22 protein-coding genes are annotated in these 22,263 nt (G+C 43.9%); 10 read left to right on the top strand and 12 right to left on the bottom strand.

Annotation, left to right across the window (positions count from 1 at the left end):
• Positions 1-9 precede the first annotated feature (9 nt).
• The 6 genes from PQR79_RS17650 to PQR79_RS17625 all read right to left on the bottom strand — a co-directional run bounded on the left by PQR79_RS17650 (position 10) and on the right by PQR79_RS17625 (position 5,936).
• Positions 10-1,458 (bottom strand): M16 family metallopeptidase, encoded by a 1,449-nt coding sequence (locus PQR79_RS17650; protein WP_238104652.1) that lies wholly within the window; start codon positions 1,456-1,458, stop codon positions 10-12.
• A complete protein-coding gene (locus PQR79_RS17645; protein ID WP_238104654.1) occupies positions 1,455-2,783 on the bottom strand; it encodes a M16 family metallopeptidase in 1,329 nt (442 codons plus the stop codon). Before PQR79_RS17645 ends, PQR79_RS17650 begins: the two co-directional genes overlap by 4 nt.
• A 43-nt stretch (positions 2,784-2,826) precedes the next feature.
• The gene (locus PQR79_RS17640) at positions 2,827-4,134 is read right to left on the bottom strand and encodes an amidohydrolase (protein WP_238104656.1); all 1,308 of its coding nucleotides are present in this window, start codon (positions 4,132-4,134) and stop codon (positions 2,827-2,829) included.
• A gap of 118 nt (positions 4,135-4,252) precedes the next feature.
• Positions 4,253-4,891: a class I SAM-dependent methyltransferase gene (locus tag PQR79_RS17635; protein WP_238104658.1), complete on the bottom strand. Its 639-nt coding sequence runs from the start codon at positions 4,889-4,891 to the stop codon at positions 4,253-4,255.
• A 33-nt stretch (positions 4,892-4,924) separates the two neighbouring features.
• Positions 4,925-5,305 (bottom strand): hypothetical protein, encoded by a 381-nt coding sequence (locus PQR79_RS17630; protein ID WP_238104660.1) that lies wholly within the window; start codon positions 5,303-5,305, stop codon positions 4,925-4,927.
• Between the two features lie 19 nt (positions 5,306-5,324).
• The gene (locus PQR79_RS17625) at positions 5,325-5,936 is read right to left on the bottom strand and encodes a tRNA-uridine aminocarboxypropyltransferase (RefSeq protein WP_238104661.1); all 612 of its coding nucleotides are present in this window, start codon (positions 5,934-5,936) and stop codon (positions 5,325-5,327) included.
• Between the two features lie 87 nt (positions 5,937-6,023).
• On the opposite strand from PQR79_RS17625, the gene PQR79_RS17620 reads away from it, so the two are divergent.
• Complete coding sequence (locus PQR79_RS17620; protein ID WP_274408586.1) at positions 6,024-7,019, top strand: putative porin; 996 nt, start codon at positions 6,024-6,026, stop codon at positions 7,017-7,019.
• 93 nt (positions 7,020-7,112) lie between these two features.
• Here PQR79_RS17620 and PQR79_RS17615 read toward each other — a convergent pair whose 3' ends face one another.
• Positions 7,113-8,318 carry a multidrug effflux MFS transporter gene (locus PQR79_RS17615; protein WP_238104665.1) on the bottom strand — a complete coding sequence of 402 codons (1,206 nt, stop codon included), beginning with the start codon at positions 8,316-8,318 and terminating at the stop codon, positions 7,113-7,115.
• 125 nt (positions 8,319-8,443) lie between these two features.
• On the opposite strand from PQR79_RS17615, the gene PQR79_RS17610 reads away from it, so the two are divergent.
• Both PQR79_RS17610 and PQR79_RS17605 read left to right on the top strand, forming a co-directional pair.
• Positions 8,444-9,433, top strand: a complete 990-nt coding sequence (locus PQR79_RS17610) for a LysR family transcriptional regulator (RefSeq protein WP_238104667.1) — start codon at positions 8,444-8,446, stop codon at positions 9,431-9,433.
• 469 nt (positions 9,434-9,902) lie between these two features.
• Positions 9,903-10,289, top strand: coding sequence for a hypothetical protein (locus PQR79_RS17605; RefSeq protein WP_238104669.1), 387 nt, complete (start codon positions 9,903-9,905; stop codon positions 10,287-10,289).
• Positions 10,290-10,491: 202 nt separating this feature from the next.
• On the opposite strand, the gene PQR79_RS17600 is transcribed toward PQR79_RS17605, so the two are convergent.
• The 3 genes from PQR79_RS17600 to PQR79_RS17590 are packed head-to-tail and all read right to left on the bottom strand — an operon-like array spanning position 10,492 to position 12,906.
• Positions 10,492-10,704 (bottom strand): hypothetical protein, encoded by a 213-nt coding sequence (locus tag PQR79_RS17600; RefSeq protein ID WP_238104671.1) that lies wholly within the window; start codon positions 10,702-10,704, stop codon positions 10,492-10,494.
• 16 nt (positions 10,705-10,720) lie between these two features.
• The gene (locus PQR79_RS17595; protein ID WP_238104673.1) at positions 10,721-12,166 is read right to left on the bottom strand and encodes a tetratricopeptide repeat protein; all 1,446 of its coding nucleotides are present in this window, start codon (positions 12,164-12,166) and stop codon (positions 10,721-10,723) included.
• Between the two features lie 23 nt (positions 12,167-12,189).
• Positions 12,190-12,906 (bottom strand): hypothetical protein, encoded by a 717-nt coding sequence (locus tag PQR79_RS17590; RefSeq protein ID WP_238104675.1) that lies wholly within the window; start codon positions 12,904-12,906, stop codon positions 12,190-12,192.
• A 171-nt stretch (positions 12,907-13,077) separates the two neighbouring features.
• On the opposite strand from PQR79_RS17590, the gene PQR79_RS17585 reads away from it, so the two are divergent.
• The gene (locus PQR79_RS17585) at positions 13,078-13,635 is read left to right on the top strand and encodes a DUF2780 domain-containing protein (RefSeq protein WP_238104677.1); all 558 of its coding nucleotides are present in this window, start codon (positions 13,078-13,080) and stop codon (positions 13,633-13,635) included.
• Positions 13,636-13,739: 104 nt separating this feature from the next.
• Positions 13,740-14,192 carry a tellurite resistance TerB family protein gene (locus PQR79_RS17580; protein ID WP_238104679.1) on the top strand — a complete coding sequence of 151 codons (453 nt, stop codon included), beginning with the start codon at positions 13,740-13,742 and terminating at the stop codon, positions 14,190-14,192.
• Between the two features lie 8 nt (positions 14,193-14,200).
• Here PQR79_RS17580 and yjeH read toward each other — a convergent pair whose 3' ends face one another.
• A complete protein-coding gene (gene yjeH / locus PQR79_RS17575; RefSeq protein ID WP_238104681.1) occupies positions 14,201-15,475 on the bottom strand; it encodes an L-methionine/branched-chain amino acid transporter in 1,275 nt (424 codons plus the stop codon).
• Between the two features lie 172 nt (positions 15,476-15,647).
• On the opposite strand from yjeH, the gene PQR79_RS17570 reads away from it, so the two are divergent.
• The 5 genes from PQR79_RS17570 to menE all read left to right on the top strand — a co-directional run bounded on the left by PQR79_RS17570 (position 15,648) and on the right by menE (position 21,232).
• A complete protein-coding gene (locus PQR79_RS17570) occupies positions 15,648-16,076 on the top strand; it encodes an Lrp/AsnC family transcriptional regulator (protein WP_238104865.1) in 429 nt (142 codons plus the stop codon).
• Positions 16,077-16,183: 107 nt separating this feature from the next.
• The gene (gene menD / locus PQR79_RS17565; RefSeq protein WP_238104683.1) at positions 16,184-17,923 is read left to right on the top strand and encodes a 2-succinyl-5-enolpyruvyl-6-hydroxy-3-cyclohexene-1-carboxylic-acid synthase; all 1,740 of its coding nucleotides are present in this window, start codon (positions 16,184-16,186) and stop codon (positions 17,921-17,923) included.
• Positions 17,905-18,714, top strand: coding sequence for a 2-succinyl-6-hydroxy-2,4-cyclohexadiene-1-carboxylate synthase (gene menH / locus PQR79_RS17560; protein WP_238104685.1), 810 nt, complete (start codon positions 17,905-17,907; stop codon positions 18,712-18,714). The genes menD and menH overlap by 19 nt, the downstream gene beginning before the upstream one ends.
• 8 nt (positions 18,715-18,722) lie before the next feature.
• Positions 18,723-19,829, top strand: a complete 1,107-nt coding sequence (gene menC / locus PQR79_RS17555) for an o-succinylbenzoate synthase (protein WP_238104687.1) — start codon at positions 18,723-18,725, stop codon at positions 19,827-19,829.
• A complete protein-coding gene (menE, locus tag PQR79_RS17550; protein WP_238104689.1) occupies positions 19,826-21,232 on the top strand; it encodes an o-succinylbenzoate--CoA ligase in 1,407 nt (468 codons plus the stop codon). Before menC ends, menE begins: the two co-directional genes overlap by 4 nt.
• Positions 21,233-21,302: 70 nt before the next feature.
• On the opposite strand, the gene rpoH is transcribed toward menE, so the two are convergent.
• On the bottom strand, positions 21,303-22,160 hold the full coding sequence (gene rpoH / locus PQR79_RS17545; RefSeq protein WP_238104691.1) for an RNA polymerase sigma factor RpoH: 858 nt from the start codon (positions 22,158-22,160) through the stop codon (positions 21,303-21,305).
• Between the last annotated feature and the right edge of the window lie 103 nt (positions 22,161-22,263).

Genomic DNA, 22,263 nt, shown 5'->3' with positions numbered 1-22,263 from the left:
TCAATTATTTTACTGACCAAAACCGGTATCGGTAATACTCACCTGAGTCACTTCACCGTATTGTGTGGCAATATCGGCAATTTCAGCAGCATTACCAATTAACACAAACTGCAGGTTTTGCTGCGGGAAGTACTGTGTCACTAAGCGTTGAGTTTCAGCTAATGTGAGGCCATCCACTTTTGCTTGGAACTGGTTAATAAAATCATCGTTCATGCCATATAAGTACATGTCAGACAGTAACCCAGCAAGCTGGCCACTGGTTTCGTACTTAGGCGGAAACTGCCCTTTAACGTAAGCTTTGGCTGAGTCTAACGTGGCCTGGTCAATGCCCTTTTCCCACAAACGAGAATAGGTGAGCAAGGCTAAATCGATGGCTTCTTTGGTTGTCGACGATTTAGTAAAAGTACTAATTTGGAATAACCCAGACTGTGAATAAGGGCTAAAGCCAGAACGAGCACCATAGGTTAACCCAGCATTGACACGTAACTCGTCATTTAACCATGAGGTAAAACGGCCACCTAGAATGGTGTTCACTACCGTTAACCCGACATAATCAGGATTGTCATATCGAATGCCAACACCACCAATTAAAAATGTGGTTTCAATGGCATCAGGCTTGTCGACTAACAACACTCTTGGCTTTGTTAGTGTTGGTAAGTCTTGGCTAAGATCGGGTTGCATCACGGTTTCGGTCACTTGCCAATCGCCAAACGCTTTATTGAGCTTGGCTGTCATGTCTTTTACATCAAAATCACCAACGACGTTAATGGTCATGTTATTGGGTTGATAGTAACCTTTGTGAAAGGCTCGTAGTTCATTAGCATTAATGGTAGCGATAGACTCACTGTTGCCAGAAGCTGGGTTAGCATAGGGGTGTTGACCAAAAACCAACTTGCTAAAGTAACGGCTAATCACTGCACGTGGGCTTTCTTTTTGTTGTGACAAACCCACAATTTCGCGCTGCTTCAGCTTATCAAACTCGGCAGAGTCAAAATCGGGTTGGCGAATAACATTGCTGAAAATGGCTAACACTGTATCGATGTCTTTGCTCATCATGTTTGCGCGTACGTAAGTGCCTTCTGCGTCGGCATTGGTGTTCACGCTAGCGCCAATAAAGTCGAGCTGTTGCTCGATATCTGCTTTAGATTGACCCGCAGCACCTAACATTAAGCTTTGTGAGGTTAAGTAAGCCAAACCAGAGGTTGTGTCATTAACCGCACCGGCTTTAATCACGGCATCAAGGGTGACTAATGGCACTTCTTTTTGCACCATTAAATTAACGGTTAGGCCGTTATCTAAGGTGATTTTTTGATAACTTGGCATCACAAAACTTGGGGCTGCCGCAACGGGCTCTGTTGTGGTGCTTTGTGTTGCAGCGCAACCCGCTAGATTTAAACTACAGGCTAGCGCAATGGCCGATAACGACAAGGTCATTGTTGAATGAGTACTGGTTTTCATTTGTCTGACTCCTCAGTCGCAGCGAGCACACCGACAGTGCGATTTGCTTTAATTAAATAGGTTTGTGCCACGCGCTGAATGTCAGCTGGAGTCACTTTGTTATAGGCTTCTGGCGCATTAAACAGCTTGGTGTAATCACCAAAATACAACTCATAGGTGCCTAGAGTGTTAGCTTTACCGTTAATGGTTTCCATGGTGCGATAAAAATCCATTAACTTGATGTTTTTCACTTTTTCAAGCTCTTGCTGAGTCACGCCTTGGCTAGCAATTAAATTAATTTGCTCAATAAGCGCTTTCTCTAAGGTGTCGGCGCTCACGCCCGCATTGGCCACACCTAAGATATAAAACAGGTTTGGATCAAATGACATGGGCATATAAGTTTCGGCGGCTACGGCTAATTGCTTGTCGACTAACGCTTGGTAAAAACGTGAGCTGTTGCCCTCACTTAACATTGACGCTAATAAATCCAATGCATAGTAATCGGCATGGCTAGTGGCTGGCACATGGTAAGCCAACATAATGTTTGGCGTGCTTACTGATTCTTTTTTAACAAAAACCCGGCGCTCACCTTTTTGTTCAGGCTCAACTGTGCGTACGACTTTTGGCGGCGCTTGGGCAGGAATAGGTGCAAAGTATTGGTCAGCTAAGGCTTTTACCTGGGCAAGTTTTACATCACCGGTGATCACCACTAATGCATTGTTGGGTGCGTAATAGGTTTTGTGGTATTGCTGTAAATCTTCCAGAGTCCATGCAGCAATGTCTGACTCATAACCAATAACAGACCAGCTATAAGGATGCGCTGAAAATGCCACGCTTTTGAGGGCTTCTTGAATGGTGCGCCAGTTAGAGTTTTCAAGCCCTGTGGTTCGCTCTGATTGCACCACCCCACGCTCACTTTCGACCATTTCTGGGTTAATGTCTAAGTTGGCAATACGATCGGCTTCTAAATCAAAAATCGTTTCAATACCGCTGGCAGGGAACCAATCGGTATAGACTGTCATGTCTTCTGTTGTGTACGCATTATTGGCCCCACCTGCAGCTTCCATGGTGCGGTCGAACATTTTAGGGCCGAACTTTTTTGAGCCGTTAAACATCATGTGTTCAAAAAAGTGTGAAATACCCGTTATGCCTGGCACTTCGTTGCGCGAACCGACTTTCCAAAAAATGTACATGTTGGCATTAGGGATAGAGCTATCCTCAAGCACCATGATTTTCATGCCATTATCTAAAGTAAAGCTATTAATATCTTCAGCTTGCGTTGCCGACACTGATGGCGTGCTGAGCACACCTAATGTCATCAACAAGGCGATGAGTTTACGGGTCATATTTTGCTCCTTGAGCTATTGTCCATTGTGAATCAAAACAAGTTTATTGTGCCGCGCCCAGTGCAGTTAAGGCAACTTGAGTCATGGTTTGCACGCCCACTTTTAGCGCACTTTCATCAACATAAAATGCGGGCGAATGATTACTGGCCACCTGGCTTGGGTCTTTGTCTGTTGGCGTCACACCTAAAAAGAAAAACATCCCAGGGGTTTCTAACGCATAGTAAGAAAAGTCTTCTGCGCCGGTAATTAATCCCGGTTCAATCAATTTTGTGTCCCCCACCACAGAGGCAATCACCGGGCGCATTTTACTGACCAACTCTGGGTTATTTACGGTGACCGGATAACCAGGTTGGATTTCCGTCACGGCGGTAGCACCAAGAGTTTTGGCGGCATTAGTGGCAATTTCGGCCAGCTTAACTTTAATGTCAGCACGCATATCCTGATCAAAAGTGCGAATAGTACCAATAAGCTCTACTTCATCAGGAATAATGTTTGAGCGGATGCCGCCATTAATGGCACCAAAGCTGACAACTGCAGGTGCTTTAGTAATATCGACCTGACGGCTAATAATGGTTTGCACACTGTTAATGATCTGTGCAGAAGCTACAATTGGATCAACACCACCCCAGGGGCGCGAGCCATGGGTTTGCCTGCCCGTCACTTTAATACTAAATGAATCTTCACTCGCCATTGCAGGGCCAGAGCGCAAACCAATCACCCCGGTTGGCATGCTTGAGGTAACGTGCATACCAAACACTTGATCCGGTTTGCGCTTAGCAAATAAGCCTTGTTTTAGCATTAACTCAGCGCCGCCTTGCTCGCCTTCTGGCGCACCCTCTTCGGCCGGCTGGAAGATAAACATCACATCTCCGGCTAGGCTGTCTTTTACTTTCACTAAGTTTTCAGCCACACCCATTAACATCGCCACATGCGTATCGTGACCACAGGCATGCATTACACCGACTTTTTGGCCGCGATAAGTGTCAGTTGCTTTAGAGGCAAAAGGTAAATCAACCACTTCGGTCACAGGCAATGCATCCATGTCGGCACGTAAACCAATTAATGGCCCAGGTTTACCGCCTTTCAATATCGCAACCACACCGGTGTGCGCAATACCCGTTTGCACCTCAAGCCCGAGTGATTTGAGGTGTTTCTCAATCACTTTACTGGTGCGAAACTCACGATTGGATAATTCAGGATGTTGGTGAAGATCGCGGCGCCATGCAATGACTTTGCTTTCAACTTGCGCGGTTAATTCTGCGGCATTATGCACACTGGCCACGGTAGATGAGCTATAAACACTGCTAGCAAATACACTAGCAAGCAAGAAAGCGAGGGAGGTCAGGCGCATGTAAGATCCATTTTTGTTGTTATTTGAGCAACAAAACTACCCTGAAACGCCTCTGTTGTTAACTATTTTACCGATTTACTCTGCAGACAATTGTATCTATTTATTAACATATGCGAGTTTATATCGATGGCAGCTGTAAAAATACGACATCATTGTCGATGATTTCAAGTTGCCAACCCCGTTGATGTGCCAGCCATTCAAAGGTCTCAACTGAGTAAAAATTAATATGGGTTGGGTCACTTTTGTAGTGCCAATTGATAAAAGCCTCTAAGCTAAGCACCCGCTTAGTCATAATGGCTAAAATACCGCCGGGTAACAACAGTTGGCTTAAGCGTTCTATTAACTGATGAGCATCGGCAATATGTTCTATTACCTCGGTTAAACACACAAAATCATATTGCTGATTAAGCACATCAGTATCAGGATGATAAAACAAATCATAATTAGCGACACTGCCCCCCTGGGCTGCAGCCATTTGACTGAGCACAGCGCCTTCGCCGCAGCCAAAATCTAAGCCTTTGGCATTAAGCCCGGTGCGAGCAAGTAATGGCGTGAGTGTTCGCGACAAAAACCGTTGGTAACCTGTATCGGCAAAGTCATTATCGTGTAAGTCATATTGGGCTTTTTCAGCTGTCTCATCTAAATAAAACTGCGCGGGTACCGACACTAAATAACAGTGCTGGCAACGTACATACTGACGATTTTTGTCTTGATGAAAAGCAAGGGTTTGCTGGTGACACAATGGACAAGACGACAAAGACAATACTCCAAAACACGACAAATAGGGTAACTACTCAGACTGCGCTGGGTCGCTGGTTTCTTTCGGGATTTTACGCGTTTGCGCCGCAGCTTCTTGCGCTTGCTGTAAGTATTTTTGCTCACGGCTTAAGCGCTGCTCAGATTGGGCGCGCGCTTTTTCGAGTTGCTGTGCTTCCCAGTCATTTGCTTCATGTTTAGCTAACACTTTTTGTTCACGCTCAGCGGTGGCATTGGCGGCATCACGGGCTTTTTGCAACTGAGTTTGCTCAAGCTCGGCTGATTCAATGCGCGCTTGTTCGCCCTTTTCTGCCAAAGTCATTTTTTTATGCGGCTTGTCTGTCGCATAAGCATTGACCGTAAGCAGGCTGGCAGCACACATTAAAATAACTGTTCCAACAAGGCGAGTATTCATAAGATCTATCCTTTGAGTCCTATCCCTTAAGCTTATCGCTATGATAGCGCTGACGAACCGCCGCAGGCATGGCGGATAACTTATGGTGCACCATTGCGTTAAACACTGCAAATATTGGCGCAATATCGGCGCTCGGCTCTAGGCTTGCTAGAGTATAAGCCGCAGCCTCAAGGGTAGATAAACTGTCACTGCGTTTGGCTTTGCGGATAACATATTGTGACTCATCGTCACACTCAAGGTGCAGTGACGGATAATTAAGTAACCAGGGGTTGAGCTGTAACATACGGTACGCTTTACGCCAGGTGCCATCAATTAGCACAATAATCGCTTTATTATCGGCTTCAACCTCACTCGCCGCTTTGCTGTGATCATTTGGGTACACAATAAACACAGGCCGAGTTTGCGCGGCTAAATACCCTTGCAACTCAGCAAAATCCTCTGCGGTTTCACCGACATAAATCTGAGTTTGTGGCAATGCAAGTTTGAGCAACTTAACGGTATTTTTAGCATGCTCCACCTCAGAGGGATGCTGCATAATAATCACCTCAGTAACCGCGGTTGTCGGTTTTACTGCATGACAAATACATGCTGACTGCGGGTATTGGCAATTAATACAATAACTTCTGCTCATATTCAATCTTATTTATGTTGCAATGTTGTAAAGTTCAACTCATTATGTCTCACCTTTATGATACCACCTCAAGGAAGAACCACTATCATGACAAGAGTTATAACTACCACTAAAGCAATAACAATGACAACGGTGTCTATTGCCTTAACGCTCGCACTTTCTACAAGTTCTGTTTATGCCGCTCAAGATAATGCCTATCACCACGAAGCTGAAATAGGCTTTTTAGACTCATCAGGTGAATCGGATGGTCTAGTGAACGCTAATTATCGCTATTATTTTGAAGCAGTTGAACAAGCCGATAAGCCATATGCATTGGCGGCATTTTTCAACCAAGGGTCTACTGTTTCTGCGCGTTATGCCACAACTGACATTGAAGATTTATATAATATCTCCGGAGAATACGTTTTTGACTCAAAATGGTTTTTGGGAGCTGGAGTATCACAATTAGATATAGATGATGCGGCATTTGACATCACAACATACGAGATTAGTGCTGGGTATTTTTTTAGCACAAATTCAAAATTAACCTTGAACTACGCCACCAACTCAGAATCAACATCTAATAATGATTCAAATCAAGTACATGAATTTGAATCATATATTAGCCAAGATTTTGATGTTATCACGTTAACTTACGAACATTTTATCCCATTACAATCAACTGCTGGAGTGTTTATCTCTGGGGCCGTAGGTTATCAAAACCAGCAATATATCAACAACGCAGTTCTCACGAAAATTGATGGTGCAACGCCGACTGTAGTGGAGGATTCTGCATTAAACATTGAAAATGATATTTATACTGTTGCGGTCTTCGCTGATTGGTATATCAATAATGCATGGTCAGTGGGTGCGACTTACTACCGGGCAGATGTCAATACTGATTTCAGAAGCAGTAATATTGATTACTCAGATAAAAGTAGCCACAGCGACAACATTACTGAAACAGGCGTAAACACACGTTACTTCTGGCATTTTTCAGATGTGTTTTCGGCTAAGTTTTCACTGGAACATTATTTCGACAATGGTGAGTATTATAGTGATTCAGAAACAAACATCGGCATTGCCATAAATGCCCGTTTCTAAATAAAAATGTAAAAAATACCCGCAGAATGTGGTTAGCATACTGCGGGTTAAAGGTGATATTACTATTATTTAACCTGAGCACAGGTTATTTAATTAATCGTGTTGTAGTTGTTCTTGGTGTAAATGGCTTAAACGGTTCATTGCCATCATGGCAAGCAACACACTACAAAAACCACCCATCACAATCACAATGGCATAAGGTGCGGGTATGTCTGTTAGTTGAATTAATGCGGTTAACATCGATGCGCCGCTCATTTGAATACAGCCTAACATTGCCGTTGCTGTACCTGCGCGTTCACCAAAGGCCGATAACGCCATACTGGTTGCAGGACCTAGCAAAATTGCAAAGCCTACACACAGCAACATCATAGGGGCCATAAAGGCGACGCCCGCTGCAATACCTTGCTCAGGGCCAACAAGTTGCAGAGCAACCTCAACAACAGCAGCAAGCACCATTAGCGACAACGCCACTACCACACCTGGGCGATTACCAATACGTTTAATTAATACTGGTGCAGCAAAACAGGCCGCAACATTAACTAAGGCATTAACACCAAATAAGCCACTAAACATCAACTCAGAAATACCTAAGTGACCAATTAACCACACTGGTGAATAAGAGACGTAACATAAAATAGAGGCCATTGCGATCATGCAACATGAGGCATAAAACATAAAATGCGGATCGCCAAGTACGGGCTTATAGCGTCCCCAACGGTAAAGTGGGCCTGTACTATCGGTATTCAGTGGACGCGTTTCAGGGAAACGAAAGCCCACTAAAAACAACACTAATACCGCATAAATAGCCATAAAGATAAAGGTTGAACGCCAGCCAAACTGCAAGGCTAACAAACCACCTAAGGTTGGCGCCAATGCAGGTACCACACAAATAGCCCCATTTAAGTAACTGTACATCGACACACTTTGCTTGCGATCATAACAATCACGTACTGCACTAAACACCACAATAGAGGTAGAGCATGCGGCTAAACCTTGAAACACACGGGCAATTTGCAACAGTTCAAACTCAATCGCGTAAGCACCTAATAAACTACTAATGCCGTATAACACAATACCAAACAAGGCGACGGGTCTGCGGCCAAAACGGTCAGCTAACGGACCAATCAATATCTGCCCGACACCCATAGCAAATAAAAATAATACTAAAGTAGACTGAACCTCACTGTTCGATACCCCATAATCCAGTGCCATTGTCGGCATAGAGGGAAGGTATATATCGATTGCCAACGGGCTTAATAGCACCATAAACATTAATAATGGCAATAGGTTACGACGCATAATATTATTTCTCTTTGTGTAAAAAAGCTAAAGTTAACCCTTAATGGAGCGTTATGATAAGTCAAATGGAGGTATGAACAGAAATGATATAAAATCCAAAGTGAATTTCCATTTGAGAATATCTGATGAATCTTGATAACCTTGCACGTGTTGACCTTAATTTACTGGTTATTTTACAAGTGCTGCTTGAGGAGCAAAGTGTCACTCGAGCAGCCCATCGTTTGCACCTTAGTCAATCTGCCGTAAGTAAAAGTTTAAATCGCCTACGCGAAGCATTAGACGATCCATTATTTCAACGCACAGCTCATGGACTTAAGCCGACTGCACATGCATTAGCTTTGCGGCAAAAGCTCTTGCCAGTGCTGCAAAATTTATATCAATTGACTCAGCCACCCACATTTCATCCTGCAAGTAGCCAACGCCATTTTTCGTTTTCGATGGTCGAAAGTGCTTATGAAACATTAATTCCTTATTTTATCGGACCTTTGTTACAACAAGCACCCTCGATAAAATTAGATTCATATGTGTGGACTGAAAAATCGATGCAAGACTTACAACAAGGGCAAATCGACTTTGGTATAGCAGGCAGAGACATTCATCCACAAAGTGACTTTAAGATAGAACATGTTCCCGAAGGTATCGAATATCAAACACTATTTAACGACCATCAAGTTTGTTTGGTCCGTCAAAACCACCCTATTTTAAAGGTTATCGAATCGGGTCACTGGGATCAAACTCAATACTTGAACATGTCTCATGTGCAAGTTAGATGCGAAGGCAACGATTGGTGGGCACTCGATTACCACTTAGCCAATTTAGGCTTACATAGACACTTATCTACCACAGTGCCAGACTTTTATGGCGCTGCCAGTGTATGCGCGCATACCGACCTTATTTTTACTCTTCCCTCAAGCTTTGCCATCCATGCACAAAAACTCTATTCGTTAGAGTCGATCCCGTTGCCATTTGACTTTATGCCGATGGCGTATGTGTTTTTATGGCATGAACGTAATAACCAGGAGCCTGGACATCAATGGTTTCGCAATCTGATTTTTAATAGTGTCGATAACGCTATCGCCAGTAATCGTAACAACCAATTTATCATGCCAAAGTAACAGGTTAACCACGCCCATGAACTTTTGTGGCTTTGCGGGCTCAAAATACTAAATCAAACTTATGGCATATCCGTCAACGATTGCACCAAATTGTGCCGTTAAAAGTCTTGTTGAGTTAAGGCTGATCGTTGTAGAACCTCTGATTTTGCTCCCATTAGCATTATGACTTTTACGAGTAGGTTTTATTGTCATCTCACTGTTAATCGGGTAAACAAGAGTTTGCATCGGTCTCCCTATGGCAGACCGATGCGCCCCACCGCACAACAAAACCAATGACCATTAGTGCATCTTATTACTGGCTTTCTGCAGGATGAAACCACCTTCTCAAGTCAGCTCTACCCAGATTTAATTGATATATCTAAAACATTAACTCAGTTTAACGTGACATATTATGTCTCTTTATTGCACACTGCATGTTCAACAATCATACCTATTTCAGGCGCGGAACCTCTGTAAAGTAGTGCAATTGATGAGCGAATTAACACGCTCGCCGACACAAGGTAAACCGCATTTAGGAGCCAACATGAACGTTAACCAAGCATTTAACAGCGCCAATTTTAAACATCACATGACAAGCATGAATCCAATTCTAGCTTTGCTCATGGTGTTTGCTATGACTTTAGTCGCCATGACTTTACTGCCATTTTTATTATTATTTGGCTTGATCAGTTTTTTCACCTTACGATTTTTTGGTAAAAAAATGCTTCGTCGTCAGCAAGCTGAACAAGCACGTGCGTACCAACACTACGCCAATGTACAACGCGAACCCGCAGCGCCTTATGCAGATATGTTTAAGCACTCAGGAACAAGCCAGGGCTCAAGGACAGGTAGAACATTCGAACACCGGGCAGATTAACCCGGCAAAAAAAGCTCATGGATTGTTTGCTTAAGTGTTGAGGATTTTCGAAGTGCCATTTTTCAAAGTGCCAAGTTATCTAAGTGATACATTATCGAAGTGCTAAAGAAAAAGGTTGTGACATAGTCAGAGGCTTTGCTTTTTGAGCCAATACGGCTGCAGAGCCATGCTAGTTACGGGGGCTAAAAAACCGTGATTGCAGCTATCGATATAACCAACAAAATGTTTTTAAGCATAAATAATAGAACAATGCGATTAAGCTACCTTTAACAACTAACGCCCCGATGTACTCAATACTTAGGCCAACCTCAACATCGACACCTAAGTACCAAAAGAAACTTTGAGCAATAATCATTGCTACAACTAAAGACAGCCAATGAACTAACCCGTTTTCCCGAGGGTCTGCACTTTTCATGGTCATCACGCCTCAGTTAATACTGAGTCAGTAGCATCTTGGCTTGTTGCAACGCAATCATTTCATCGTCACTTGGATTAAGCCCAATCACATTGTCGATTTGCATTGCCAACGATTGCCATAATGGTTCAATCACCTCTAAATGTTCATCATTTCCGTGAGTCTTAGCTAAGGTCAGTAAATACGCCGCTTGCACCACATCAATACGCCCCAAAATACCGTCAGCTAACGCAACGCTCAGCTCAATCATCGCACTGACATTGTGACCATATTTTATCGCTTGATGCAGATAGAGTTCAGCGTTAACGCGTTGTGATTGGCTGGCATTATCGTCATGCAAAATACGGCTGCCACAATGCAACATGGCATCAACTTGCCCTTGCTCTGCCGCCTCGAGCATCCATTGCTCGCTGGCGGCGAAGTCTGATGAACAGCCCAAGCCATCTGCCAACATTAAGGCTAAATGATACTGGGCATTGGGGTAACCCGCTTGAGCCGCCTTATTAATCCACAAAAACGCATTTTCAAACTGCTGAGCCTGATAGTACAACACCCCAAGGTTAGACATTGCCTCAGCGTTTTCGGCATTAGCGGCAAGGGTTAATAAGCGTTCTGCTTGTGCCAAATCAACCTCAAATTGATCGCTGCCCACCAGATAAAAAAAGCCTTGTAATGCTTGCGCTTCAACAATACCACTGTCGGCTGCCTGCGCGATTAACAGCTCTCCTTCACTAAGATTAACCTCACCACAATAGCCGTGCAGTAAACTGACACCATGTTCAAATATGGCCGCTTGATGCTGTTGTGAAGCCAAAGCAAACCAATAACCCGCTTGAGCAAAAGCCTCTGCTGCGGTGCTATATTCCCCCTTGGTCGACAGCTTACTTTGTGCTGAGCTGGCATCTGCATCTTGTGCCAATGCTTGCTCTTGTCCTTGCAGCATGAGGCCTTTGGCTTTTAACGACATCCCCACCAAATATTGTGCTTCTGCATCATTATTCATCACCGCGCGATAACACAAATCTCGTCCTGCGAACGAATCAAAAGGCTCAAAGGTATAACCCGGCGCGACGTGTTGATGTACCACTGGATAGAGCTTTTCGACTACACGTAGAATATTCGTTATCGACTTTTCAGCAATCGTGACCAATTGTGCTTGGGTTAAGTGATATTTTTCAGGGTGAGCACCGCGATTACCATCACTGCGTAAACGATGTAACGCACGCACAATGGGAGGGTCAATGACTCTCGCTGAGTGTAATTGCTCAATGCGGTCATACAAATTAGGGCTAGAAAATGTCAGCCCATGAGGGGTTGCTAATTGACTGGCAAGCTTATGAGTAAAACTGCGAATATACACCAGTGCTTGGGTTGGAATATCGCGTACATAACTTTTAGCTAAGCGATAATCTTCAGTTAATAGCTCGGAGAAACCATCAATAAACGCGGTATCATTCAACAATGGCTTCTCCTTTTTACAGCGACTTATTTATCAGTTTCCGCTGGCTGACGATTAACCATATACAATCTAAATAAGGCAATATTGACAAATAAACCTAAAAACGCGAAGAAGGTTTCAACGACTAATTGTAGTGGAAATCCAACCTGAGTAGCCAATTGAGTAAACACACCAGCAAATAATGATAATGGTACATAAAGCATTAATACTGCAATCGTTTTAAATGCAATTGAACCCGCGCTAAAACTAAAACTCTTTTTAATGGCTTCTAATGGTGTTAAACGCTCAACCACCACCATAAAGTTGACATACGCTAGGCGGGCAAACAAATACAGGCCCACCACAAGTCCAATTAACCAAAGCGGTCCGAAGGCGGCAAATATCATCACCGGCGCTAAAATCGCTAAACCAGAAAAAACGCCCGCTAATAATAACGGTGGCACAAACGGTAAGCTGGCTTTTAAAATCTGCCCAGACGCTAACTCATGGCCTTGTGAACGCAATTCTAAAAACAGCGTTAACGCAGCAATAAGAACTGAAAAAACCAATAAAAGCAACATCATCACTGCCGCATGAGACGCACCAAATTGAGGGTTTTCTGGATCGGCGGTTAGAATCTCATTACCAAGCCACAGCTGAATCGCCACTTGAATTAATAGTAGAGGTAAAGTCAGTGCTGCCAGCTGACGAATATGGTTTCGAAAAAAGTTTAATGCTTCAGTCAAAATAGCAATCAATGACATGTAAATTCCAATAATCGATTAATCAATAAATATGGCGCTTAGGATACCCAAAAAAGCACCCATTTGCACAAACGAAATGTGTAAAAAATCGATCTCCTGTCGCATTTAGCTATTTCAGGGTAATATAACAACCAAGTTTAGCCTTTCATTATATTTTACAGGATACGCATTATGAAATTAGCATCTGCATTACCGATACTGTTTACCGTCTTAGCTATCTCTTCACCTGCATCAGCAAGTTGGTTAGACAAAGTATCTGAAGTGGCTAAAAAAGCAGTGGCAACACCTACCGCGACAGAAACAGAAACGGCAGTACAAGCAAGCACCGCCGGACAATCAACTGAACTTGTTGGCAGCGTAATGTCACAGCTTGGATTAAGCCAAACTCAAGCAGAAGGCGGCCTAGGCTCTCTTTTAAGCTTAGCGCAAACCAATTTAGGCGATAATGATTTCAGCCAATTAACCAGCAGCATCCCTAATGCTGACAGCTTACTGGCTGCGGTACCGTCATTATCATCAGACAGCGGTATGTCGGGCTTATTGTCACAAGCGGGTGACCTAGGTTCTGCGTTACAAGGTTCTGCCATGGTGTACGACGCATTCGAAAAGCTAGGCATCTCTAAAGAATACATCGCGCCAATGATTGATATTGCTAAAAACTACCTAGAACAAAGTGGAAGCGAAGGTACTGTAGGTTTATTAACCCAAGGTTTAGGCTCACTTTTGTAAGCACCTCACCGCTGTTGGTTAACATTAATTAATCCCAAGCCATTCGCTTGGGATTATCATTTTTGCTAGCATCAAAGTGATTCAATTCTCATAGTGGAGCCAGTATGATCGCCAAACTAAAACAGTTTATTCAATCGCATGCTCAAGAAAGTAGCCCAGAAGAAAAAGCCCAGCACCTTAATTTAGCCGCTGCGACTTTGCTGTTAGAAGTGGTTTATGCTGACGAAAAACTGGCAGATGCAGAAGCCGCTATATTGCCAGAGATGCTCATCAATACCTTAGGCATTACGGCGGAACAAGCTAAAAGCTTAGCCGAGGAGGCCAAACAAGCACGTCATGATGCAACGTCGCTGTTTGAGTTTACTGCTGAAGTTAACGCCCAATTTAGCATCGAAGATAAGCAAAACTTATTGTTATCGATGTGGCGTTTAGCTTATGCCGATGGAGAATTATCGCAATATGAAGATCAAATCATTCGCCGCACTGCAGATTTACTTTATCTAAAACACAGCGAACTGATCCAAATGCGTAATATTGCTATTCAACAAACAACTTGAGCAAGCCTCTAATTCAATTGTAATTGCTTACGCTGTAAATGTGCCTTTTGCCACCACATGAAGGGCGCAACAACCGCTATCAATACCATGACATACAGCATGTTTTCGGCCAGTGCGATGCCTATCCCAATGCAAAACACACAACCCGTCGCCACTAATGGTAAATACCGCTTACTGAGTAACTTTGCTGCCGACAACATGGCAAGTAAATAAATAATCACAAAGACCCCGTTACTCCAAGCAATTAACTTTTCTAAATCGTGGCCAGAATAAAAGGTTAATACAATCACCACCGCCATACTGCCTAGAATGCCAAACAGCGCTCTAAAAGGTACACCATAACGATTTAACTTCACAAAGTATTTGGGTAAAATGCCCTCATTACTAAAGCTCCACAATAAGCGCGCAGCGCTCGCAGAGTAGACGTTTACAGTCGCTAAGCCACTGGCAATACCTAAAACACCAATCACTTGTGCACCATAGCCATACAAAAAGCTATCACTGAGTAGGTAATCAAACGCGCTTATCATCGCCACACCAGCTTTGTCTGTAGGTACCATTAAGAGTAAAAACGTACAGGCAAGGTAAATGACGCCAACAAGCACTGTACCCATCAATATGGCGGGTAACATGTCTTTGTCTGGACGGCGAAAATCACTGGCTAAATGCGTCATCGCCTCTATGCCTAAAAAGCTCCAAAATCCAATACCCATTGCCACCATGACGGTGTCTATTTGCGGGTGGCTGGCTTGATTAAATGACTCAAGCTGCTCAGAGTTAAGCCCGCTAGCACCAAATAGCAAAGCCACCACAGTCACAATGGCTAAAGTTAATGCAAATTGCAGCTTAGCTGACACTTGAATACCACGTACATTCAAGCCCATTAGCAATAACACCACAACCAGCTCCGCCACTAACTGCCAGCTGCCATGCAGCGGTATTAAGGCATTCATAAACTGCAGTGTCATTAAAATAGCCGCAGGGGCACCAATGGGGATCACCAATAAAAAGATTAGTCCTACCGTTCTGCCTGCTGTGCTACCGAAAGCTTTTTCAACAAAATAAGCCGGCCCTGCTGCATGAGGAAACCGGCTCGCCAATAAGCCAAACACGAGCGCCACTGGAATAATGGCCAAGGTTAAAATCAACCATGCCAAAAGCGCTCCCGATTCAGCCACTGCAATGGTCATCTGCGGTAAAATAAACACACCAGTACCCAGCAATGTGGTGGCCATTAACCCGGCGCCTTGCCATCGTCCAATTGTTCCTGTTATATGATTCATATTGTTATTCTTACTGTGATATATTGCGATATTATATGTGGCATTGGCGCAACATTCTGCGGTTTTAACAGTGCAAACTGCACTTAAAAACCGACAAAATGACAGATTAAGTATGCTCTACCGTCAATATGACGGTATGGACCATATTAACGATTATTCAGGAATATCGACATTGGATAAATTTGATAAAGCGATTATAAGCGAATTACGCCTCAATGCTCGACAGAGTATTTCGTTCATTTCCGAACAAGTGAATTTGTCACGCAGTGCAGTAACAGAACGAATTAAAAAACTCGAACAAATTGGGGTAATTCGGGGTTATCAAGTGTTACTCAGCGAATCGCAAAAACAAGGCGTGTCTGCTTACTTTGAAATTCAGCATCGTTGTGCGCGCTGCGCAGAAGTGATTCACATATTTACCACTATTCCAGAGGTCATTACCTGTCAGGGAATTACTGGCGATATGGACTTACTGGTTTATGTCCATGCCAATTCAATGCAACGATTACATGAAATTCGTGAATTTATTGATGCTCAAGCGGACATCATTAAAATCAAAACTCATGTTGTAATGAGCGAATGGATTAATAACCAAGCTTAACAACACTCGCGATGTGAGATTTCCAATAAAAGACTGCGTTAATTCTTAGAAATCAAGCACACTTGGCGTTACACTTATAGTCGTAAATTTTTTCTACATGAGTCAATATGCAACAACAAACTAGCGCTGACATGAATTTATTGTGGGGCCAATTAATCCTCGAAGAACTCGCGCGCTTAGGCGTTAAACATGTGTGCATGGCACCGGGGTCTCGTTCAACGCCGTTGACTTTAGCTGCCGCCAGCCAAACCCAGTTAACTCGCCATATTCATTTTGATGAGCGCGGCTTAGGCTTTATGGCGCTCGGGCTTGCTAAAGCCAGTGGTGCTCCGGTAGCAATTATCACCACTTCTGGTACCGCTGTTGCAAACTTATATCCTGCAATAGTAGAAGCTTGGCTAACACACGTGCCTTTAATCATATTATCAGGCGATCGCCCAAGTGAGTTGATTGATTGCGGAGCAAACCAAGCTATTGTGCAGCCCGCCATTTTTGCCGGTTATGCCAAACAATTAAATTTACCGACACCTGATAGCGCTTACCCTGCCAATGCATTATTAACCGCTATAGATCATGCAATCGCTAATCAGCATCAACCGGTGCACATCAATTGTATGTATCGTGAACCGTTATACCCAAGTGCACTCGTCACGCTGGCCCATGTAAAAAAAACCGCCAGTGTCACTACAGCGACTTACCTATCCCCGCTAAATGCTTGGTTTGAAAGTAATAAACCATTAACTCGTTATGCTGCGCTTAATGGGTCAGAACTCCCCAGCACAGACACCTTAATGCGCTTTGTGCATGGCAAAGGTGTCATTGTTGTAGGCACACTCTCACCGACAGATAACCCTCACCTTATTGTGACATTGGCACAAAAACTCGGCTGGCCAGTCGTAGTTGATGCGCAATCGCAATTACGCCAACACCCTGGGGTCATTGGCCATATTGATCAATTATTGCTAAACCCAAAAGCCAGTAAGTTGCTCGAACAAGCAGAGCGAGTATTGGTGTTTGGTGGTCGTTTTATTTCAAAACGCCTGATACAGTATTTAGCCCAACAACATTGGCACAGCTACTGGCAAGTGTTAACCCATAGCGATCGTTTGGATCCAACCCATCAAAATAAACAAGTATGGCAAGCCAGCGTGCAAGCCGTATGTCAATTAGCTTGGCCGCGTTCGTCAGACGCCAATTGGGCACTGCAATTATTACCCTACAATGAATCATTAGAATCACTCCTTAAACAGCAAATTGACAACACCAGCTTTGGCGAAGCACAAGTTGTGCGCGCTGTTGCGGCTAGTCAAACTGAGCAACATATCTTATTTATTGGCAATAGCTTACCCATACGCCTTTACGATATGTATGCTCCTATCGCCACCAATACTCCCGCCATTTACACCAACCGTGGCGCGTCTGGTATCGATGGTCTTATTGCTACTGCATGTGGGGTAGCCGCTGACAAAAAAGCTCCAACCACATTGATTATTGGTGATTTATCTTGCTTGCATGATTTCAACTCAATGGCACTGCTCAAACAGATGACATGCTCATTTGTGCTAGTCATTATCAACAATGATGGCGGCAATATTTTTAACTTATTGCCTGTGCCCAATGAAAACTTGCGCAATGACTTTTATCGCTTAAGCCATGGGTTAGAATTTGGTTATGGTGCAGCAATGTTTGGCTTGGCTTACCGACAAGTGGACGACATAGAGTCGTTCCAGCAAGCGTATCAAGAGGCATTTGAGTTTAACTGTGCATCAGTGATTGAAGTCAATGTCGCGCCGAATCAAGCCAGCGATCAAATTGCACAAATTAACCAATGGGTAAAACAACACTAATGGTGATCATCCGTCGTTTTGGCCCCCCCAATTTACCCGCACTAGTGATGTTGCATGGTTTTTTGGGCAGTAAAGACGACTGGTCTATTTTGATGCCAAGTTTAAGCCAATACTTTCATTGTATTTGTATCGACTTACCCGGTCATGGTGCTAACCACTTAAGATTAGCCTCTCCCGGATTTAGCCAGGTTGCCGCGCATATCGTTGCTAAAATCAGCGGACTTGGTATTAAACAGTTTCATTTGCTTGGATATTCATTGGGCGGCCGTATTGCATTGCATGTTGCTAAAGACTTCCCTAATGCTCTACTGAGCTTAACTCTAGAGTCGGCACATCCTGGATTAACCGATGACACCCAGCGTGATGCCCGCGCCAAAAGTGACGGCTTATGGGCTAAAAAGCTACAACAGTTACCCATAACGGCCTTTTTGTCCTTGTGGTACCAACAAGCGGTATTTAACGACCTTAGCAAACAACAAAAACAACAGTTAATCACATTACGCAGTCATAACGATCCTCTGCGCTTGAGCAACTGCTATCTCGCTACCTCACTTAGCCTGCAGCAAGACTGCAGAGCCGTATTGAGCCAACTCTCATGCCCGTGTTATTACCTGTATGGCATGGATGACACTAAATTTGCTCAGGTGGCTAAAGATTGGCAGGCTGAAAATGGCAAAACTCAATTACAACTGCAACCGTTAGCCGCTGCGGGACACAATATTCATAGCCTCCACCCTAAATTATTTAGCGACACATTACTGACGTTACTTAATCCCCCACACCCAGCTTAGGAGGCGTAATGCAGCCTGTCGACGAGTTAATCATTAGTGCTGTCTCTTTGTATCGATATCATATAGCGCTCAACCCGACCTTGCCTGTGGCTAAACAACGTATAGATCACCGCAAAGGTGCTGTGCTGGTCGTCACCCTGACCAATGAGCAGCAACATAGGCGACAAGCTTGGGTTGAAATAGCGCCGCTGTCAGGCATTGATGTTGAAGGCTTGGCCATTGAAGGATTTAGCCAAGAGTCACTCGAGGATGTGATGAGGTCTTTGTCTCATTACGCTGAGTTACTCATTGGCAAGTCACCTAATGAGTTAGTCGCTTTAGTCGCTACATCATCTTTTGCATCTGTCGCGTTTGGATTGAGCTTATTGCATGCAAAATTGAATCAACAGTTACCCTGCCGCATAGAGACACCGTATACTCAATCGGTCACGGTGCCCCTCGTTTACGTCGGCATGAGCGAACAGCAACTGCAAGCTAAACTGCTGAAAAATGGCACCATAAGTAGCGTTAAAGTCAAAGTGGCACAGACCACAATGGAAGATGAAATTGCCTTTATTTATCGGGTGCTAGCGCTTGCACCCCACGTGAGTTTACGACTCGATGCCAATCGCGGTTTTACCCCAGAACAAGCCATCGACTTTTTGGCGTGTTTACCCCAAGAAAAAATAGAATATATTGAAGAACCCTGCATAAACCCTGCCGACAACCCACTAATTTATCGGCAACTTGGTATATGTTACGCCTTAGATGAGTCACTTAACTCGCCCACGTTTGATGCCATCAGTGCCATTCAACAACAACCAGGAATTGGTGCGCTAATCATTAAGCCAATGCTGCTTGGCTCACTTGCTGGTTTACAGCACATGATCGAAGACGCCCACAGTTATGGTGTACGCTGCATTTTAAGCTCAAGCTTAGAGTCCGATATCGGCATTAATGACTTAAGGCTTGTTAGTCAAGTCTTAACGCCTAACGAAACCCCAGGGTTAGATACGTTAAATGCATTTAGCCAAACATTACTGCATACAACACCGACTTCATCCCAACTCAACCAAAGTGCCCTGTCGTTAATGATTCACACGGGGGAAGCAAATAAGGTGGCAAATTTTTTATGATGATTTCACCATTACATCAAACCGCCTTAACCACACCGAATGCAATTGCCATTGAAGATGGCCAAGACACCTACAGTTACTCAACCCTGAGCACAATGGTGAGTAACTTAGCCATGTCACTGCAAACACAAGGGTTGCAACGTGGTGATATTGTGGGGTGTTTGTCGCACAACAACCTCGAAATGATTTGTTTATACTGGGCCTGTATAGATTCAGGTTGGGTGTTTTTACCGTTATCGCCACGATTGTCTAACCAGCAAATCAATCAGCTTATTGGCACATACCAAGTTACTTGGCTATGGACAGACAACCCAAGCCGATACATTGATATTTCTGGTGCACAAGGATTGAACCTGTCTCTTTGCATACAGGCCAATACATCACCAACTGCCGTTAAAGTATCACCTCATATTGCGTCTAATATTATTTTAACTTCGGGCTCAAGTGGCACGCCAAAAGCTGCGCTGCATTGTTTACTGAATCACCTTGCCAGCGCTCAAGGTGCAGCGAGTTATATCCCTGTAAGGGCCAGCGATGCTTGGTTGTTATCTTTGCCGTTATTTCATATTGGCGGCTTAGCCATATTACATCGATGCACCCTAGCAGGTGCACGCATCGTATTACGTAATGTGGCCCTTTCATTAGCTGAGCAGCTACAACATAGCACTATTAGCCATGTGTCATTAGTCCCCACGCAAGCCTTGCAAATCTTAACTCAGCAGCCTAACGCATTAACCCAAGTGAAGGCGTTACTATTAGGCGGTGGCATGATAGAGCCACAGCTGATTGACAGCCTAAATGCACTCAATATTAACGCTTACACCAGTTATGGTATGACCGAAATGAGCTCGCAAATTACCACGGCAAAAGCAAACCTCGCCGGCCACCATGGCCGCCCTCTGCCTGCACGACAGCTCAAGCTAATCGACGGAGTTATTTGGGTTAAAGGCGAGTGTTTATTTTTAGGGTATTTAACCCCCCAAGGTATTTCACTGCCGGTTGACGATCAAGGTTGGTTTTGCACTCAAGATAAAGGTCAGCTTAATGACAAAGGCCAGTTGATAATTTCTGGGCGCGTAGACAACATGTTCATTTGTGGTGGTGAAAATGTCCATCCAGAACAACTTGAAGCTGTGCTGATGACACACCCTAATGTGGCTCAAGCGATTGTATTTGCGATGCCTGACCCAATTTTTGGTCACTTACCTGCAGCGATTATTGACTATGTTGATGAGCACAATACAGAGCAAGTTAATGCACAACTGAGTGAGTTAATAGCACAAAAGCTAGCCCGCTTTATGCGCCCAAGGCACTATTTTAGCTGGCCCAAACAGGTCGTATCGAGCGGCATTAAAGCGCCGAGAAAATTGATTATTGCTGCTGTGCAACAGCCGCGAGCATAATACCATTAACGTCAAATACCAAAAAACCTGCCGCGGCAGGTTTTTTGTTTAATAAACATGTAGAGGATAATTATTCCATACACGCTTTAAGCTTATTCATGGCATTTTTTTCTAACTGCCTGATACGTTCAGCTGACACTTGGTAAGTTGAGGCTAATTCTTGCAATGTCGTTTTATCATCATCTAACCAACGGGCGCGAAGAATGTGCTGACTGCGCTCATCTAAGGTTTTAATGGCAGATAATAAACGCGCTTGCGAATTGGCTTCCCAGTTGTCGTTTTCAATTTGCTCAGCTAAATCTGAAGAGTGATCTTCTAAATACAATGCTGGGGCAAAGTCATGCTGGTCGTCATCATTGTCGCTAGCGAGGTCAAACGCAGGATCTTGCGCCGCCATACGTGACTCCATTTCAGTCACATCCGCCTTAGACACACCTAGGTTTTCAGCAACCATGGACACTTCAGCGTCACTAAACCAACCTAAACGCTTTTTAGATTTACGAATATTAAAGAATAACTTACGTTGCGCTTTAGTGGTCGCAACTTTGACGATACGCCAGTTTTTAAGCACGTATTCATGAATTTCGGCTTTAATCCAATGCACTGCAAAAGAGACTAAGCGAACACCCACGTCAGGGTCGAAGCGTTTTACCGCTTTCATTAAGCCAATGTTGCCTTCTTGAATAAGGTCAGCTTGAGGTAAGCCGTAACCAGAATAACCTTTAGCAACATGAACCACAAAACGCAGATGCGACATAATTAATTGCTTTGCAGCTTGTAGATCGCCTGTTTCTTGTAAACGCTTGGCAATATCGTACTCGGTATCCGCGTCTAGCATATCAATGCTAGTCACCGACTGGATGTACGCTTCTAAACTACTACTGCCTCTAGGGACAGTCAGTGCCATTGATTGCGTTTGATAAGTCATTCGCTCTCCTACTACATTCAAAAAATTTACTTCAGTTTGCTAAATACGCTTTATGAAACCCAATGGTTCATCTACTTACCGACTCGATTTAGCTGATGAACTA

It is taken from the genome of Shewanella metallivivens, from assembly GCF_028750675.1.
Classification (GTDB): domain Bacteria; phylum Pseudomonadota; class Gammaproteobacteria; order Enterobacterales; family Shewanellaceae; genus Shewanella; species Shewanella metallivivens.
This window is presented reverse-complemented; position numbering and strand designations above follow the sequence as displayed.